Source organism: Shewanella morhuae, assembly GCF_900156405.1.
Classification (GTDB): domain Bacteria; phylum Pseudomonadota; class Gammaproteobacteria; order Enterobacterales; family Shewanellaceae; genus Shewanella; species Shewanella morhuae.
Window position 1 is genome coordinate 271,193 of sequence record NZ_FTNN01000002.1, and the last position, 16,865, is coordinate 288,057.

The 16,865-nt window shown below is 43.5% G+C and carries 18 protein-coding genes; 3 read left to right on the top strand and 15 right to left on the bottom strand.

Annotation, left to right across the window (positions count from 1 at the left end):
- Window positions 1-4: 4 nt before the first annotated feature.
- From BW947_RS03530 to rpoE, 3 genes are read right to left on the bottom strand one after another with little or no spacing between them, the layout of a single operon-like run.
- On the bottom strand, window positions 5-937 hold the full coding sequence (locus tag BW947_RS03530) for a MucB/RseB C-terminal domain-containing protein (RefSeq protein ID WP_076496940.1): 933 nt from the start codon (window positions 935-937) through the stop codon (window positions 5-7).
- Window positions 938-952: 15 nt separating this feature from the next.
- Complete coding sequence (locus BW947_RS03535) at window positions 953-1,558, bottom strand: sigma-E factor negative regulatory protein (protein ID WP_076496941.1); 606 nt, start codon at window positions 1,556-1,558, stop codon at window positions 953-955.
- 26 nt (window positions 1,559-1,584) lie between these two features.
- Window positions 1,585-2,163: an RNA polymerase sigma factor RpoE gene (rpoE, locus tag BW947_RS03540; RefSeq protein WP_076496942.1), complete on the bottom strand. Its 579-nt coding sequence runs from the start codon at window positions 2,161-2,163 to the stop codon at window positions 1,585-1,587.
- A gap of 189 nt (window positions 2,164-2,352) precedes the next feature.
- On the opposite strand from rpoE, the gene nadB reads away from it, so the two are divergent.
- Complete coding sequence (nadB, locus tag BW947_RS03545; RefSeq protein ID WP_076496943.1) at window positions 2,353-3,966, top strand: L-aspartate oxidase; 1,614 nt, start codon at window positions 2,353-2,355, stop codon at window positions 3,964-3,966.
- Window positions 3,967-3,996: 30 nt separating this feature from the next.
- On the opposite strand, the gene BW947_RS03550 is transcribed toward nadB, so the two are convergent.
- The 10 genes from BW947_RS03550 to rppH all read right to left on the bottom strand — a co-directional run bounded on the left by BW947_RS03550 (window position 3,997) and on the right by rppH (window position 12,666).
- The gene (locus BW947_RS03550) at window positions 3,997-4,437 is read right to left on the bottom strand and encodes a protein YgfX (RefSeq protein WP_076496944.1); all 441 of its coding nucleotides are present in this window, start codon (window positions 4,435-4,437) and stop codon (window positions 3,997-3,999) included.
- The gene (locus tag BW947_RS03555) at window positions 4,418-4,666 is read right to left on the bottom strand and encodes an FAD assembly factor SdhE (RefSeq protein ID WP_107882010.1); all 249 of its coding nucleotides are present in this window, start codon (window positions 4,664-4,666) and stop codon (window positions 4,418-4,420) included. Before BW947_RS03555 ends, BW947_RS03550 begins: the two co-directional genes overlap by 20 nt.
- Before the next feature lie 86 nt (window positions 4,667-4,752).
- Complete coding sequence (gene nhaR, locus BW947_RS03560) at window positions 4,753-5,658, bottom strand: transcriptional activator NhaR (protein WP_076496946.1); 906 nt, start codon at window positions 5,656-5,658, stop codon at window positions 4,753-4,755.
- 56 nt (window positions 5,659-5,714) lie between these two features.
- Window positions 5,715-6,101, bottom strand: coding sequence for a hypothetical protein (locus tag BW947_RS03565; RefSeq protein WP_076496947.1), 387 nt, complete (start codon window positions 6,099-6,101; stop codon window positions 5,715-5,717).
- 2 nt (window positions 6,102-6,103) lie between these two features.
- On the bottom strand, window positions 6,104-7,273 hold the full coding sequence (gene nhaA, locus BW947_RS03570) for a Na+/H+ antiporter NhaA (RefSeq protein ID WP_076496948.1): 1,170 nt from the start codon (window positions 7,271-7,273) through the stop codon (window positions 6,104-6,106).
- A gap of 117 nt (window positions 7,274-7,390) precedes the next feature.
- A complete protein-coding gene (thyA, locus tag BW947_RS03575) occupies window positions 7,391-8,185 on the bottom strand; it encodes a thymidylate synthase (RefSeq protein ID WP_076496949.1) in 795 nt (264 codons plus the stop codon).
- A complete protein-coding gene (gene lgt, locus BW947_RS03580) occupies window positions 8,185-8,991 on the bottom strand; it encodes a prolipoprotein diacylglyceryl transferase (RefSeq protein WP_076496950.1) in 807 nt (268 codons plus the stop codon). The genes thyA and lgt overlap by 1 nt, the downstream gene beginning before the upstream one ends.
- Window positions 8,992-9,027: 36 nt before the next feature.
- Window positions 9,028-9,828, bottom strand: coding sequence for a sulfite exporter TauE/SafE family protein (locus BW947_RS03585; RefSeq protein ID WP_076496951.1), 801 nt, complete (start codon window positions 9,826-9,828; stop codon window positions 9,028-9,030).
- A 55-nt stretch (window positions 9,829-9,883) separates the two neighbouring features.
- On the bottom strand, window positions 9,884-12,118 hold the full coding sequence (gene ptsP / locus BW947_RS03590; protein ID WP_076496952.1) for a phosphoenolpyruvate--protein phosphotransferase: 2,235 nt from the start codon (window positions 12,116-12,118) through the stop codon (window positions 9,884-9,886).
- 23 nt (window positions 12,119-12,141) lie between these two features.
- The gene (gene rppH / locus BW947_RS03595) at window positions 12,142-12,666 is read right to left on the bottom strand and encodes an RNA pyrophosphohydrolase (RefSeq protein WP_076496953.1); all 525 of its coding nucleotides are present in this window, start codon (window positions 12,664-12,666) and stop codon (window positions 12,142-12,144) included.
- A gap of 689 nt (window positions 12,667-13,355) precedes the next feature.
- Here rppH and mutH point away from each other — a divergent pair.
- Window positions 13,356-14,027 (top strand): DNA mismatch repair endonuclease MutH, encoded by a 672-nt coding sequence (gene mutH / locus BW947_RS03600; RefSeq protein ID WP_076496954.1) that lies wholly within the window; start codon window positions 13,356-13,358, stop codon window positions 14,025-14,027.
- 122 nt (window positions 14,028-14,149) lie between these two features.
- Window positions 14,150-15,217, top strand: a complete 1,068-nt coding sequence (locus BW947_RS03605) for an adenylate/guanylate cyclase domain-containing protein (protein WP_076496955.1) — start codon at window positions 14,150-14,152, stop codon at window positions 15,215-15,217.
- A gap of 42 nt (window positions 15,218-15,259) precedes the next feature.
- Here the strand turns inward: BW947_RS03605 and oxyR are convergent, their stop codons facing one another.
- Window positions 15,260-16,171 (bottom strand): hydrogen peroxide-inducible genes transcriptional activator OxyR, encoded by a 912-nt coding sequence (oxyR, locus tag BW947_RS03610; protein ID WP_143562193.1) that lies wholly within the window; start codon window positions 16,169-16,171, stop codon window positions 15,260-15,262.
- Between the two features lie 254 nt (window positions 16,172-16,425).
- A complete protein-coding gene (locus BW947_RS03615; protein ID WP_076496957.1) occupies window positions 16,426-16,791 on the bottom strand; it encodes an Hpt domain-containing protein in 366 nt (121 codons plus the stop codon).
- Window positions 16,792-16,865: the final 74 nt, after the last annotated feature.

Below are 16,865 nucleotides of genomic sequence, written 5' to 3' on the forward strand. Positions count from 1 at the left end.
TGTCCTATTTTAGCGTCAGACTTTTAGCAATACGTGCCAAGGTTTCGGTAGGCACTTTTCCTACAGCAACCACTTCGGCATTACCTACGTTTTCTGATACTAACGATAAACCGTTACGGGTTATCAGTTCTTCAGGTAATTTGCTGGTCCCAGCCCTCGCTACATAAACTGAAATATTTGCCAGTCCATCGGTCAGTGCAATATATTCCACTGTTTCCTGGCTGCCAATCAGTCTATGGTGATCACGTACGACCACGGTAAAACCTGCAGGAAGCCAAGAAAATTGCCAGTTTTGGCCATCTTGACGCTCGGCTTGATCTATCACTGCTGGCCATTCTTGCTTATAGGCCTCGAGTAAAATAGCCGGAGGCTCACTGAGCTCGATAAGCTCAATTACCATGATTTGCTCAAGTAATTGCTTATCTTGAGTCAGCATGTCATACCTGAGTGGCAAATAGGTTTCCATATCGACCCAAACCTGAAAGCCATAACGAAACTCATCATTTGGCAAGAGGCGGATCATTTGACCTGGACGGCCAGCAATGCGGCTTCTACCACCCAATACAAATTGATAACCGACTTCTAAATCAGCCATTTTGGCAGAAAAAGCGGCAGGCCAAACACCTTGAATGTGATCAGAAACAATGCTGTAAGCTGGCTCATCGTGCTCTATAAACGTGACTCGATTACCAACACGAACCGCATTTTTAGGCGGCCCGTTAAGATATTCAAGAAAGGCAACCTCTTGATTATTAACCTTACCGTGCAGATAAACCAAAGGCCGAATATGATCGGCCTGAAGTTGAATAATCGATGCTTTAAATTCTTTTTCTTTTAAAGCCTGACTCATTTTATCGAGCCAGACCTTGGCTGCCATGTCTTCTTGCGCCATCGCAGGGAAGACCAAGGCTAATAAAGCCAACAGGATTAGACGCAAGCTAACTCCTCATTATTAATTAGGAACAGGTACAACGTCGTTATTATCCTCAACAACCGCACCCGTGTTCAATCGTTGTTGCAACATGTGGTCCTGAATATAAGTATTAATCCGGTGCCGCTGTTCGTTCACCTGATCGCTACTATGACCTTGGTTCTGTTGTACTGGTCCCGTTTGCAAACTCACTGGAGACGCGCTACCAATCAGAGGTCGGGTTATTAATACTGGAGACGGCGATGCGGCATCATCAGCAGTTTGATTGTAATTTTGCACACCCACAATCGCAAACATGGCAACGGTTGCTGCGATAGCATATTGACCAAATTGTTTAAACAAAGGCACAACGCGTCTTTGTTCGCTATTAGCGGCAATTTGTGGTGCAGCTGGCGCACGACTCTTGGGCGCAACAATTGCGGGCTCAAGTTCGATGGCAGCGGCAATACTAGCAGACAGATCTAACATAATATTCTGAGGCAATTCGCCTCGCATTGCATCACCTATCATATGATAGTTATGCCATTTATCATGTGAATGTGTATCGGCAGCTAACTCTGCCATGGTCTGCGCATCAGTCTCTCCATCGACGGTAGCAGATACCCATTCTTGACCTAATTTATCCATTTTTCACCTGTCTAAATATAAGGATGTCATTCTTCCAGCAAGGGCTGAAGCTTTTTATCTATTGCCTCACGAGCACGGAAGATACGCGATCTTACTGTACCTACGGGACATTCCATGACGATAGCGATATCTTCGTAACTCATACCATCAAGTTCACGCAACGAGATAGCCATACGCAATTCTTCTGGCAACGTCTCTAATGTATCGAAAATCACCTTTTTGATTTCATCCGATAACATTAATCGCTCTGGGGAGGCAAACTCCTTCAGCGCATCACTGCCTTCATAATATTCGGCATCTTCTACATCAACGTCATTAGCAGGCGTTCTACGCCCCTGTGATACGAGATAATTCTTCGCAGTGTTTACTGCGATGCGGTACAACCAAGTATAAAATGCACTTTCACCGCGAAAGTTTGGCAAAGCTCGATAAGCTTTGATAAACGCTTCCTGCGCTACATCAGCAACGTCTGCTTGATTCCGTACATAACGAGAAATCAAACTAATGACTTTACTTTGATATTTAAGCACTAACAGGTTAAAAGCGTTTTTATCACCTTGTTGTACGCGCTCAACTAATTGTTGATCACTTAATTGTCCACTCATCCGAGCCGACTTCTCCTAAATCTAAAAGGCTGATTTCTCAGTCGCTCGAATCATATTCACTTATGTAGACTCGCGTACTTTGAAAAAGTTCTAAAATTGTATAAATAAAGTAAGGTAAAAAGGAAAGTACCCATAATCCGAGAGTTGGTTTACCATAGTTGGTACTCGTCAATCACATCATGATACCCGATGAAACAAGTAGTTGAACACCAATCTGACATATTAGTCATAGGTAGCGGTGCCGCAGGTCTGACACTAGCTTTGCATCTTGCTGAAAAAGCAAAAGTTATTCTGCTTTCAAAAGGCCCACTCTCGGAAGGATCAACTTACTACGCCCAGGGCGGAATTGCCTCCGTTTTCGACGAAAGTGACACTATTGAATCCCATGTTGCTGATACGCTTATTGCAGGGGCAGGATTATGCGATAAAGATGTTGTTACCTTTACCGCCGAAAATGCTAAAAGTGCCATGCAGTGGCTTATTGAATGTGGTGTTGCCTTCGACAAAGAAGAAACCACAGACGGCAATGAAAAAGACGCACCTTACCATTTAACCCGTGAAGGCGGCCATAGCCATAGGCGTATTTTACACGCTGCAGATGCCACAGGTAAAGAAGTCCAAACCACGCTTCAAGCACGCGTACTGTTACACCCCAACATTCAAGTTTTAGAACGCTATAACGCCATCGATCTGATTACCACCCGTAAATTGAATCGCCCAGGTAATCGAGTGTTAGGCGCTTATGTGTGGAACCGAGATGAAGAACACGTCGAAACAATCAAGGCGAAGTTTGTTGCGCTAGCATCAGGAGGCAGCTCTAAAGTATACCAATACACTTCAAACCCCGATGTGGCCAGTGGTGATGGTATTGCTATGGCGTGGCGTGCTGGTTCTCGCGTCGCTAATATGGAGTTTAATCAATTTCATCCCACGTGTTTGTACCATGCCGATGCCCGTAATTTTTTACTCACTGAAGCACTACGCGGTGAAGGTGCTTACTTGCGTCGTCCAGATGGTAGTCGTTTTATGCCAGACTTTGATGAACGTGGCGAACTGGCTCCGCGAGATATCGTTGCCCGTGCCATTGATTATGAGATGAAACGTCTTGGTGCCGATTGTGTGTATCTTGATATCAGTCATAAAGATGCTGATTTTGTGAAGAAGCATTTCCCGACCATCTATAGCCGTTGCTTAGAACTGGGCATTGATATCACTACAGATCCAATTCCTGTCGTTCCTGCTGCGCACTATACCTGCGGTGGCGTGATGACAGATATGCACGGTCAAACGGATCTTAATGGTCTCTATGCCATTGGTGAAGTCGCCTACACAGGTCTGCATGGTGCGAATCGCCTTGCAAGTAACTCATTACTTGAGTGTTTGGTGTTTGCCCGCGCCGCGTCGCAAGATATTGAGAGCCAACTGAATAAAATTAAAATGCCGGGGCACATCCCCGTATGGGATGAAAGCCAAGTATCTAACTCTGATGAAGAAGTCGTTATTGCCCATAACTGGCATGAACTACGGCTATTTATGTGGGATTATGTCGGTATTGTGCGTTCAGATAAACGCCTAGAGCGCGCGCTGCGACGCTGTATGATGTTGCAGCAAGAAATCCAAGAGTATTATAGTAACTTCAGAGTCAGTAATAACTTGCTCGAATTACGTAACTTAGTGCAAGTCGCGGAGTTAATTATTCGCTGTGCTATGGATAGAAAAGAAAGCCGTGGACTGCATTTTAATATTGATCATCCCGAAAAATTAGACTCTCCTCAGCCCACCATTTTACAACCTGAAAAGTAAGATTGTGACTCTGGCTTGATAATAAACAGGCTAAATCTCGGAAGAAGGTTTAGTCTGTTGTATTTTAGCTCTTAGTAACAGACGGCATAAATGCCGATACTGCGCATCATTGACCATATCAGCCCAAACCATTAACAAACGTATTTGCGTATCCACATCGATGTAAATCAAGCAAACAAAAGGGGTGACCCAAGTTCGCTTTAGCACTTTAAAATGCTCCCCTGTAGATAAACGTCCCTCGCCTTTATTATTCAGTACAAACTCTAAATGCCAATGCTGCAGTCGCCACATCTGTAATATCAAAAATAGTATCAGCAGTAAGATACACAGGTATTTAAAGAGAGATAACACAATATTACCGCTTTGCGGCCAAAGTAGAAAAGCGCTAGAACAGACACAAACAAAAACGACCAACGAGAGTCGTTGGTCGAGGGAGGCTTTTACACTAAAACTAGGGTGCTGGTCTGCCACGGACTTTAACGACTATGCGTGCCAATTCAGCATCAGGACACACTTCATGGCCCATAAACCAAGCAAATAACTCAGGATCTTCACATTCTAGTAAACGAATAAACGCGGTTTTATCTTCATCGGACATTTCTTGATAAAAGTTTTCAACGAATGGTTGAAACAAAACGTCTAATTCCAACATTCCGCGTCGACATGCCCAGCGAACCCTTGCTATGTTCATTAATTCCAAGGTATTTCTCCCAACACAAATTTGGCATTAGTCTACCAGTTCACAGGCTAAAGTGTCGATCATCCCTTTGTGACTGAATGATTAAATCAACATTGTTGCAGTTGCGTATCGAGCCCAGCAAAGAGATCGCTAAAATCAGTATCTAACAAGCGTTTTACCGCCGGATGTTGGATCATTCGTTCGGCAAACATCACATGATATTCTTCTTTCACATCGACAGTTTCACCAAGTAAATGCATACCGTGGGAAGTAACCTCTTGGCGGTAAATCGATGGAGTGACAAAAATGCCGCGCTTAAGATAACCAAAAGCTTTCATCATTGCCGCATCGTCAAACTCCCCTAAAATGCTCACCTTAAGATTTTGTTCATCAAACCAGCGATATAACTGCTGCCCGAGTGAAGTTCTGCGACTGGGGATTAGTAATTGACCTTGTTCTAAACAAGCAGGAAAATCAGCACTGTAAGTGTCAGCAGAAAAAAAACTCACACCGCACTCCCCTAATTTTTTAGACAAAATTTCAGGATATTTCAATGACTCACCCGCACAATCAGAGAGAATCATATCTAATTTATGCTCACGTAAACGCGCCATTAAGCTCTCATGGGTCGCTTCATAGCAAGCCAAATGTATAGAGCTATCATTAGGGACCACTGATAGCAAAACTCGACTAACCAATGCCTTAGACAAGGCATCAGCAATACCCACCTCAAAAAGCATCGCATCCGCTTTTTGATAATTAAGCAAATCGAGCATTTCGTAACTAAGACTAAACATTTTATCAGCATAACGAAACACCAGCTCTCCCAGCTCAGTGGCCTCTAATGAGCGACCTACCCGTTTGAATAAACTCCCGCCCAATCTATCCTCTAAAGCGCGAATTTGACCGGTGACAGTTTGTGGCGTTAAGCATAGTGCTTCAGCCGCCTTAGTGACCGAACCCTTTTTCTTGATCATCCAAAAATAATACAAATGGTTGTAATTAAAATGCATGCTGATCCATTACTTATCGTTGCCCTAATAGCTAAGACATTAAAGGGTTTACCGCGTTATTGTAACCGTTGGCAGTCGAGTAAATTTGTCACTATGCCTTGCAATTGCTCTAAATCTGCAGCAGTCCCTAAGCTCACCGCTTCGGTCACTCCCGATACTAAAGCATCACGGTTGGGAATACGGTCGGCACAATAGACTCGATTAGCCTCTTGGAAACGTTTACCACCACGATATTTAAGTGCCCTTGATTCATAGCCATTGGTCTCTAATCGTGCCCCTAATGCATCAGACTTAAACATCAAAGCTCCATCGACGATCCCTTCAAGATAACTTTGACACGTTGCAGAACTGACATCTTTGTTACAAGCTAATATCTGCGAGGCACTCACTGTTGAAGAGAGACATAAAAGTGTCGCCATTGTCATAAATTTCATATTGATCATAATCATACTCCTTTTTGGGGTAATACTTTTGATAACCAGAAATAACCAACTAATGCCGCCACCATAGAGCCAACTAAGGTACCAAGACGGGCTAAATCGCCATACATAGGATCCGCACGCTCAAAAGCGAGTGATGCGATAAACATCGACATCGTAAAACCAATACCGCACATGGCTGCGACTGGCGCTATTTGCTTCCAACCTACACCATCGGGTAATTGAGCTAACTTAAGCTTCACCGCAACGAAACTAAACAACATGACACCAATGGGCTTACCCAGCATGAGGCCCAATGCAATGCCAACGGGCACAGGCGAGATTAACGTCTCTAAGTTCATGTTACCTAGATACACACCAGCATTAGCAAAGGCGAACACGGGTAAGATTAAAAATGTACTCCATGGGTGCAAACTATGCTCTAAACCTTCTGCAGGTGAGCTACCATCTTTGGCTCGCATTGGGATACAAAACGCAATAATAACGCCAGCAAGTGTGGCGTGAACGCCTGACTTTAGTACGGCAACCCAAAGGATTAATCCTAAAATTCCATAGGGTAAAAGTGAGGTGACACCTTTTCGGTTTAATCCAACTAACCCAACTATCGCTAAACTGGCAATCACTAAGCTGATGGTCGAAAGATCGCTGCTATAGAACAAAGCGATAATCACGATGACACCCAAATCGTCAATAATCGCCAGCGCTAACAAGAAGACTTTTAGAGACACAGGAACGCGGCTACCCAGTAATGCCATGATCCCCAAAGCAAACGCGATATCCGTGGCAGCAGGAATCGCCCATCCCGCTTGCGTGACAGGATCGCCATAGTTAAACAGCAAATAGACTCCGGCAGGGACTATCATGCCGCCAATTGCCGCGAAAGTAGGTAGAGATGCTTGAGCGACACTCGATAAAGCGCCTTCGAGTAACTCACGCTTAACTTCAAGACCGATCAATAGAAAAAATATGGCCATTAGACCGTCATTGATCCACAAAAGGAGGGGCTTATGAATATCAAGTACGCCAATTTTGATTTGCACGTCAGTGCTAAGAAAACCTTGATAAAGCGAAGCTAGCGGAGAATTGGCCATCAACATGGCTAAGGCAACAGCAACGAGTAACAAGATGCCGCCAGCGGACTCTTGACTCAAAAAATTTCTTATAGCTTTTTCCATCGTACACTCCTAAAAATCATAATGAATTGAGTGTAGACGAATAATAATAACAAATAAAATCGTGATTTTCGACGAAACACCTCGGTTATTCCGAGGTGTTTATTGACAAATAAGACGTTATACGGCGACAGGCGCTTTGATATGGGGATGGGGATTGTAGTTTGTCAGTTCAAAATCATCGAATTGATAATCAAAAATTGATTCAGGTAAACGTCGAATTGTCATCGTTGGCAGCGGCTTGGGTTCTCGGCTAAGTTGCAATGCAGTTTGTTCCATATGGTTGGAATAAAGATGAGTGTCGCCACCTGTCCACACAAAATCACCTAAAGCCAAATTGCATTGCTGGGCAACCATCATAGTAAGTAAAGCGTAACTGGCAATGTTAAAAGGTAAACCTAAAAATACATCGCAGCTACGTTGGTAAAGTTGACAAGATAACTTACCGTCAGCCACATAAAACTGAAAAAATGCATGGCATGGTGCCAAGGCCATTTTATCTAACTCACCCACATTCCATGCAGAAACTATAAGACGACGAGAATCAGGTTGAGCTTTTATCTGTGCAATCACTTGTGAAATCTGATCGATAGCATCGCCACTTTGCGTTGGCCAGCTGCGCCATTGGGCACCATAGACAGGGCCTAAATCACCATTTTCATCGGCCCATTCATCCCAAATACGGACTTTATTCTCACGTAGATAGGCAATATTAGTTTCGCCTTTTAGGAACCACAGCAACTCATGAATAATAGATCGCATATGGCATTTTTTGGTACTCACCAAAGGGAAGCCTTTGCTCAAATCAAAGCGCATTTGATAGCCAAATACTGAGCGAGTTCCTGTGCCCGTGCGATCTGATTTATCGACGCCTTCTGCCAAAATGTGCTTCATTAAGTCTATATACTGTTTCATTACTGCTTATCCTGCTTACGAAAAATCAAATATATACCGATTAACACCATAGGTACTGAGAGTATCTGCCCCATGGTTATAAATCCCCAATAGAGTCCAAGCTGCGCATCAGGTTGTCTTACCGTTTCAACCACTATACGGAAAACACCGTAACCGACTAAAAACATCCCCGACACTGCACCCACTTTATTTGTGCGTTTACTAAACCAATAAAGCAGTAGAAATAGCGCCACACCTTCAAGGACAAATTGATATAACTGCGAAGGATGACGAGCATCTAATCCACCGCTTGGAAATACCATGCCCCAAGGCATATCTGTGGTGCGCCCCCAGAGCTCGCCATTGATAAAGTTACCAATACGCCCTGCCCCTAAACCGATAGGCACCACAGGCGCCACCATATCTGCAACAGCAAAAAATGGTCGTTTTTGTTGCCACGCGATATAAATCATGGCGGTAATTACGCCTATCAACCCACCATGAAACGACATGCCTCCTTCAGATATTTTAAACAAATACATCGGGCTAGCCAGAAAATAATCGAAATGATAAAAAAGCACGTAACCGATACGTCCACCTAATATCACCCCAAGAAAACCATAAAATAGCAGATCAGAAACTTGCTCTCGTGTCCATAATCCCTGTGAGCGATCTGCTTGGCGGTTAAGTAACCACATCGCCGCCACAAAGCCAACTAAATAGGTAAAACCATACCAGCGCAGCGCTGGCTCAAAGGTTTGTCCAAAAAGATTAAACGGTCCAAAGGATATGATCACAGGATCAATATTGGGAAAACTTAGCGCCATACGATATCCATTAACCACCTCAAGGTGAGGCAAAAATTAGGTCATAATTAACTTAAAACCAACACATAAAAGTAATAGCGCAAATACTTTTTTAAGCACTGGTGTTGGCCAAGTACTCGCTACTTTTACCCCCACTGGCGCCATTAGCACTGACGTCATGACTAAACCCAATAACGCGGGCAAATAGATAAAACCTAAGGTGCCATAAGGTAGCTCTGGCGCATTAAAGCCCGCGATGATATACCCTAAACTGCCTGATAATGAGATTAGCAAACCTGTCGCAGCCGAAAAACCAATGGCGTAACGCATCTTCACCCCAAAGAAGGTTAAAAATGGTACTAGTAAAACGCCACCGCCAATCCCCATCAGCCCGGCAATCATAGCGGCCAATGCAGCGACCACGAATAACACTGGCGCACTGGGTAAGTGACGATTAGATTCCGTTTTAAAGGGATAGGCCATTTGAATCGACATAAGCACTACAAATATCGCAAAACCTTGCTGTAGGGTTGTTGCAGAAATTTGTTCCGCAATAAAACCTGAGGTTAACGCCCCTAGCATGATCCCCGGCAGCATCGTTTTAAGTAACGGCCAAGGAACATTACCGCGTAAATGGTGTGCTCGTGCTGACGAAATCGACGTAAGAATAATTGCCGCCAGTGAGGTTGCTATCGCAATATGGGGTAATTGAGCAGAATGAATACCTGCTGATGGCAAAATATAAAGTAGCGACGGCACCATAATCAAACCACCACCAATACCAAGTAGTCCGGCCATAAAACCGACAACCGCACCTAAAGCTAAGCAGATTAAAAATACCGACAACAAACAATCCACAGGAATACCTAGCCCATGCTAAATCGAGGGCATCAGCTTAAAGCAAAAGGCAGCATTAGTTAAGAATGGTCTCAAGATCTTGCTGACTTAAATACTCTTTAACTAATTCTCGTACTTGGAAACCGTTGGATAGACTCAGTGCCTTAGCAAGCAATTGATCTAAATCGGCGCGTGCTACGCGACGTAGTAAATAATTAATTCGCGCTAAACTGCCCTGGTTCATGCTTAATTGATCGTATCCCATCGCAACCAATAAAATGCAGCCCATAGGCTCACCCGCTAACTCGCCACAGATACTAATGTCGAGCTTATGATGTCGACAATCGAGGAGTGCTTGATGTAACGCCCGCAAAATACCCGGATGATAACTATCAAATAACGAACTCACCCGTGGATTATTTCGGTCAACCGCTAGTAAATACTGCGTTAAATCATTACTACCAACTGAGACAAAATCAACCCTTTTGGCCACATCGTTAAGCTGATATAACATGGCAGGTACTTCGAGCATAATGCCAACTCTGGGCATAACAATATCAATATTCACATCATTTTTTAATTCTATATAGGCTTGTCGTAAATAGGCTAAGGATTGATCGATTTCATCTAAGTTACTCACCATAGGCAATAAAATACTCAGTTGCTTACCATCGCCTCCGGCTTGTAGCATGGCCCGTAACTGCACTAAAAATAGCTCAGGATGATCCAGTGACAAGCGGATCCCGCGCCATCCTAAAAATGGATTATCTTCTTTAATCGGAAAATAAGGCAGAGGTTTGTCGCCGCCTACATCTAAGGTGCGCATCACCACAGGTCGACCCGACGCCGCCAATAACACTTGCTGATATACTTTTACTTGCTCAGATTCACTCGGAAAACGTTGTTGCAGCATGAAAGGGATTTCAGTACGGTAAAGCCCAATCCCATCAGCGCCGCTAGCGATCTCAGAAGCCACACCACTGAGTAATCCGGCATTTAAATACAAACGGATGCGCGAACCATCAAGCGTAACTGAAGGTAAAGCTAATTCTTGAGCGTATTGACGTTGCAACGCTTTTTGCGCTGAAATCAAACTGCGATACTCACCAACAACAGCTGGGGATGGCGACACTAATAACTGGCCACGGCTCGCATTCACCACCAAGAGTTTCTGGTCAATATTGGCCGATAATAATTGCTCCACGCCTGTAATGGCCGGTACACCTAAGGCGCGGGCTAAAATAGCGGCATGGGAGTTCACGCCGCCAAGCTCAGTGACAATACCAGCAAGCTTTTGCCTTGGAAACTCGGCCAACATAGTCGCATCAGCTTCACGGGCAATCAGGATCACCGGTTTATCGGGTTCACGTTCAAGCCGTTCAGGCTCAATTAACTGGCGTAATACTTTTTGCCCTAAGTCGCGGATATCACTCGCACGCTCCTTAAGGTAAGGGTCTTCCATCGCTAAAAATTGTTGGATATAACGCAAAGACACTCGACTCACTGCCGACTCAGCCGCCCATCCTAATTGCACTTCACGGGCGTATTCGCCACCTAAACTTGCATCATCAAGCAGTAATTGTAATGCATTGAAAATAGAGACGACTTCGTCATCTTGTTCACGGTCAAACCGCTGTGACAATGCGCCAATCGCTTCTTTACAGCGTGCCATTGCCACCGTTAAGCGGCTCGACTCATGGATAATATTGTCACAACGTACATCGGGCTGTTCGAGGGAGATTTCGCCACCCAGCACAAAGGCGTAAGCAATGGCGATACCGTTCGATGCGGAGGTACCTTGAAACAGTATTTGATGTTGATGGGAACTGACTTGTGCTTTTTGTTTTAAACCACGTACTGCCATTGCTAACTGAGCGGCGAGGGTCATCAAGAAGGCCTCTTCACCTTCGCTGAATTGACGCGCACTCGCCTGCTGCACCACGATGACCCCAACTACCGCCTTTTGGTAGATGATAGGCACAGCTAAAAAAGCACGATATTCTTCTTCTGCTACTTCAGGAAAGTGTTTGAATCGAGGATGAAGCCTAGCGTCAGCTAAGTTAACCGCTTCTTCGCGCTGGGCAGTAAGTCCAACTAATCCTTCACTCAACGGCATGCGCACACGACCAACTGCACTTTTTTTAAGGCCATCTGTTGCAGATAGCACTAATTCTTGCTCCTCTAATATGTAGATGGAACAACATTGGGTAGCCATAGCCGCTTTTGTCGAGGTAACTAAAGTCTCTAATGCAATATCTAGGCTATTGGCTGATGCCACAGCCTGAGTTATATCCCTGAGCGTATTTAACACTGTTTTCAATCCTATTTTGAAAATCAGCCCGTTGTTTTTTGCCTTCCCCGTTTTCTCGGTATTTCCTGAATCTGGAATGACAATGCCGTTACTGCGAACTCTTTCATCACTTTACGATAAACATCACGTTTAAAGGAGACAACTTGTCGTACAGGATACCAATAACTGACCCAGCGCCAATCGTCAAATTCAGGATGCCCAGATAAACTTAAATTAATCGCACTGTCTTGGCTTTTAAGCTGTAACAAAAACCACTTTTGTTTTTGCCCAATACACACAGGTTTACTGTCTTGTCTTACTAAACGTTTTGGCAAACGATAACGTAACCAAGAACGTGTTGAAGTTAAGATATCAACGTGTTCGGGTCTTAGGCCAACTTCTTCATATAATTCACGATACATCGCCTCTTCGGCAGTCTCGCCCTCGTCAACACCACCCTGAGGAAATTGCCATGAATGTTGACCAAAGCGTCTGGCCCACATGACTTGGCCATATCTGTTACAAATTATAATGCCCACATTTGCGCGAAAGCCGTCGCTATCAATCACATGGACTCCAAATCACATTAAATTCTAATAAACTGATTGTTTCATAAAGCTAGTCTCTCAGCAAACCTCTATTTCACCCTAAGCCTTGGATAAAATGACTCTTGCAAGATATTTATCAACAAGCGGCAGGCGTAAAACGGAGGGATATCCACATTTTCTGTGGATATCTCTGTTTGAAACTTCAGTGAACTTGTTATAACGCTCAAAAAACATCAGTTTAGGTCTATTTAAAAAACAAACAACAAACTAATAAAGATCAACATATATAATGAGTTAAAAATAAAACCCCCTTTAGAAAAGTAACTAGCACCGATAAAGCTCACTATTTAACCAGTTAAAGACCTTTTTATTATTCTGACGATATAACTCAATTTTATACACAATATGTGCTCAACAAGGTTCATAAAAGCTCAAATAAACACTGTTTTTAGCATTGACGTGGCGATTTCATTAGGTTAAGCAAACTAATTTATCAACTTATCCCAAATATCTGTGGATAAGTATGTGGGGAACACAAGGGAAAGCAGAGAGTAACTTTGAACACTTTTTCACAAAATGGGAATTAACTCACATATGAATTTTAAAATCAGTTACTTAGAATAAAAAAAAACAGAGTAAGTTCACTTGAATATCACTGCTCACATTTCGACCACCATTGCTAAGTGGTTATTTTTAAGTAAAATCCAACCATGAATAAAATCATTCCTCCCGAAAATCTCCCTGAATTACTTGAACGCGCCTATTTAATGGCTGGCGTAAATTTGGCGCACATTGCCGCTCAAAGAGGTTTGTCTGTTCCCAAAGATCTTAAACGCGATAAAGGTTGGGTCGGTCAGTTAATTGAAATGGAACTGGGGGCAATTGCAGGCTCTAAACCCGAGCAAGACTTTCTGCACTTAGGCGTCGAGCTTAAAACTATCCCGATTGATTCGCGGGGGCATCCACTAGAAACCACTTATGTGTGCGTGGCGCCGTTGCATAATATCCAAGGCTTAACTTGGCAAAACAGCTTAGTCTGCCACAAGCTACAACGCGTACTGTGGGTGCCAATAGAAGGTGAGCGGTGTATTCCCGTGGGCGAACGCCGTATTGGTACCCCAATATTGTGGGAACCCACGCCCCATGAGTTACAATTATTACAACAAGATTGGGAGGAAATCATGGAGCTTATCGCTCTGGGTAAAGTCGATAAAGTGACTGCACGCCACGGTGAAGTGCTGCAATTACGCCCCAAAGCAGCAAATAGTAAGGCCCTAACGCAGAGTATCGCTGCAGATGGCAGTCTAAAAATGACTAATCCTAGAGGCTTTTATTTAAAGAAAAACTTCACTGCCAGCATACTTAATCGCGTTTTTGGTTAACTTTAAGCAACGATATAGACTTGGATTGATCCAGATCACAAATATCACTGGCACTTAGGTGACACTTTTCTATAAACTACGGCATCCTGAAATCACAGCCGTATTCGGATACCCATCAAGCAGTGAGAGCACGTAGACAAGCGAAAAAACTCCTTTTTGCGATTTTAGCTTGGGCGATAGCCATGGCTGCATTCGTGTTTTTTCGATATGCCCAATCACCAGACTTACCCCAATGGGCGGTAGGCTCTGCTGATCTTGCTACACTGGCTATTTATATGGGAATAATTTTTGGCAGCCTACATTGGATGTCAAACGTCATCGCTGATTTCAGTGCCATAAATCGACTCCCTTATATGTTCTCTGTCATTTTTAAAGGGCTATTTTTATTCCTTGGCGCAACGACATTAGCTTACATGACTCAGTTTTTAAATATGTGGGCTATCGAAAACCACATGTCAACGCTCAGGCAAATGTTAACAACCCACATACTCTACAGTCCTTCATTTCAAGCATTAATTGTTTATCTGGTGGTTGTACGCGTTGGTTTAGCCTTCGTCGAACAAATGGCGCTGCTAGTTGGGCCACGTATCCTACTCAACATTGGCCTAGGTAAATATCACAAACCCAGATATGAACAGCGATTATTCCTATATTTAGACATGGTTGCCTCAACCACTCATGCTGAATCATTAGGCGATTATCGTTTTAGCCGCTTAATCCAGGACAGCTTTAGCTTACTGTCGGATACCGTCACTAATAACGAAGCTGAAATTTATCGCTATATGGGCGATGCGGTACTGATTCATTGGCCATTAGAAGAAGGGATTGTGCACGACCGCTGTATGAACATCTATTTTGAATTCAGCCAGCAGCTCAATTGGCAAAGGCATTATTTTGAAAAACACTACGGTTTTGTACCTAAATTTAAAGCCGCGGCACATTGTGGACAAGTTGTCGCAGCAGTAGTTGGGGTGCAAAAACAAGAAATTAGTTTCTTTAGTGATGTGATTAACACCCTTGCTAGGCTGCAAGATCAGTGTAATCCACTGGGGCAACGCATGTTGATTTCAGGTGCATTGGCCGGACGTTTAGATAACCCTAATACTGCGTATCATCTATCCAACTTAGGCCCAGTCAAATTAAAAGGGAAACAACACTCAATCGAAGTGTTTGGCGTTTCCCCGCTTTAAATAATGCCTAATAATCGCTATAACATTATTTGGTCATCAGCGTTATTCAGTGTCTTTAGTAAGCAACTTTTGGATCATCAAACCTAAAGTACGGAAGGTTAAAATCCGACTGGTTGTTTGGCGCCAAACAAGGCCGATATCACGATAAGGCGCTTCACCTGGCGGCGTCATCACTACCAAATCCGTATCATTTAAAATACCCGCATCAATCGCCATTTGCGGTAAGAATGTAGTACCTAGTTTACTGTTCACCATCTGTACTAACGTATACAGACTGGTGGCGGCAAACGGATTCACTTTTGCACTGTCGCCTAACTGACACGCTGTAATCGCATGGCCCGTAATGCAATGCTCACTTTGCAGTAAAAAAATACTTTCATCGGGCAGTGCATGATAATCAATTGGTTGATGGATATTTCCGGCTAAATCTTTGTGGATCACCATTTTAAAAGGGTCGATACCGACTTTCATGCTGTGATAACCGCTGGTGTCTACCGGTAAAGCCAGAATCAATAGATCCAGCTCGCCTTTTCCCAAAGCCTCTAACAAACGTTCAGTGGTGTCTTCCTTCAATAATAAACTCATCGCAGGATAGGACTGCTGACACTCACGGATCACGCGGCTCAATAGAAAAGGGGCAATCGTTGGGATACAACCTAAGCGTATATCGCCCGTCATTGGCTCGCCTTGGTTTTTAACCAATTCAACCAAATCATCGACATCGGTGAGAATCTTCCGGGCGCGTTGCACCACTTCCTCACCTATTGCAGTAAACATAAAAGACTTATGGTCTCGCTCAATCAACTGATGGCCTAATTGCTCCTCTAAATTTTGGATCCCACTTGAGAGCGTTGACTGACTCACAAAACACACCTTGGCGGCGCGGTTAAAATTTTGCTCTTGATAGAGATTCACCAAATAAAATAAATTTTTTAAACTAGGTAAACTTTTCATTTTCTCGATTGCCATTAAGGTTATGAATTAATAAATCAATCTTACTGTAGCATAACTGATTAATGATAACGTGACATAAAATATCAAGAATGTGACCTAAATCGATATTCAATTCGGGCGTAATTGCAGACAAAACAGGAGAAAATAACAACGAGGTAAGATTAAGCAGATTAAGAAAAGAATATAGGATAACTAACATCCAGGATTAGGGCGCAACCATTCATGTAATTGCGGCGCCCTACGCATAATCTAATTTATGCTTTAGCCTGCAAAAAAAGTTTTAGCTGTTGTAAATCAGCGCTCGCATGCTCAACAATTTGCGCAACCCAAGTGCCATGTTCAGCATCCCATTGTGGCTCTTCGCCATGTTGTAATAGCTGAGCAATTTGCTGAATACGTTTTAAGCCCACCGAACCCGCCGCACCTTTAAATTTATGCGCTTCTGAACATAAAGTCTCTTTGTCTGCAGCCTCGTTAGCTTTCACTAGATTTCCCACATATTCAGGCATGAGCTGCTCAAATAGCACCACACTCTTGAGCAAAGTACCGGCACCAATCGCGCTGCAGTATTGTTCGAGAGTATTGAGATCGAGTATTGCTTCTAATTCAACTGTGGCCATGAGGCCTCCCTTAAGTGGTTCAATGCTTAAAAAGAATTTACCACATAATACTCACTAAAATTGACTGTGCAACT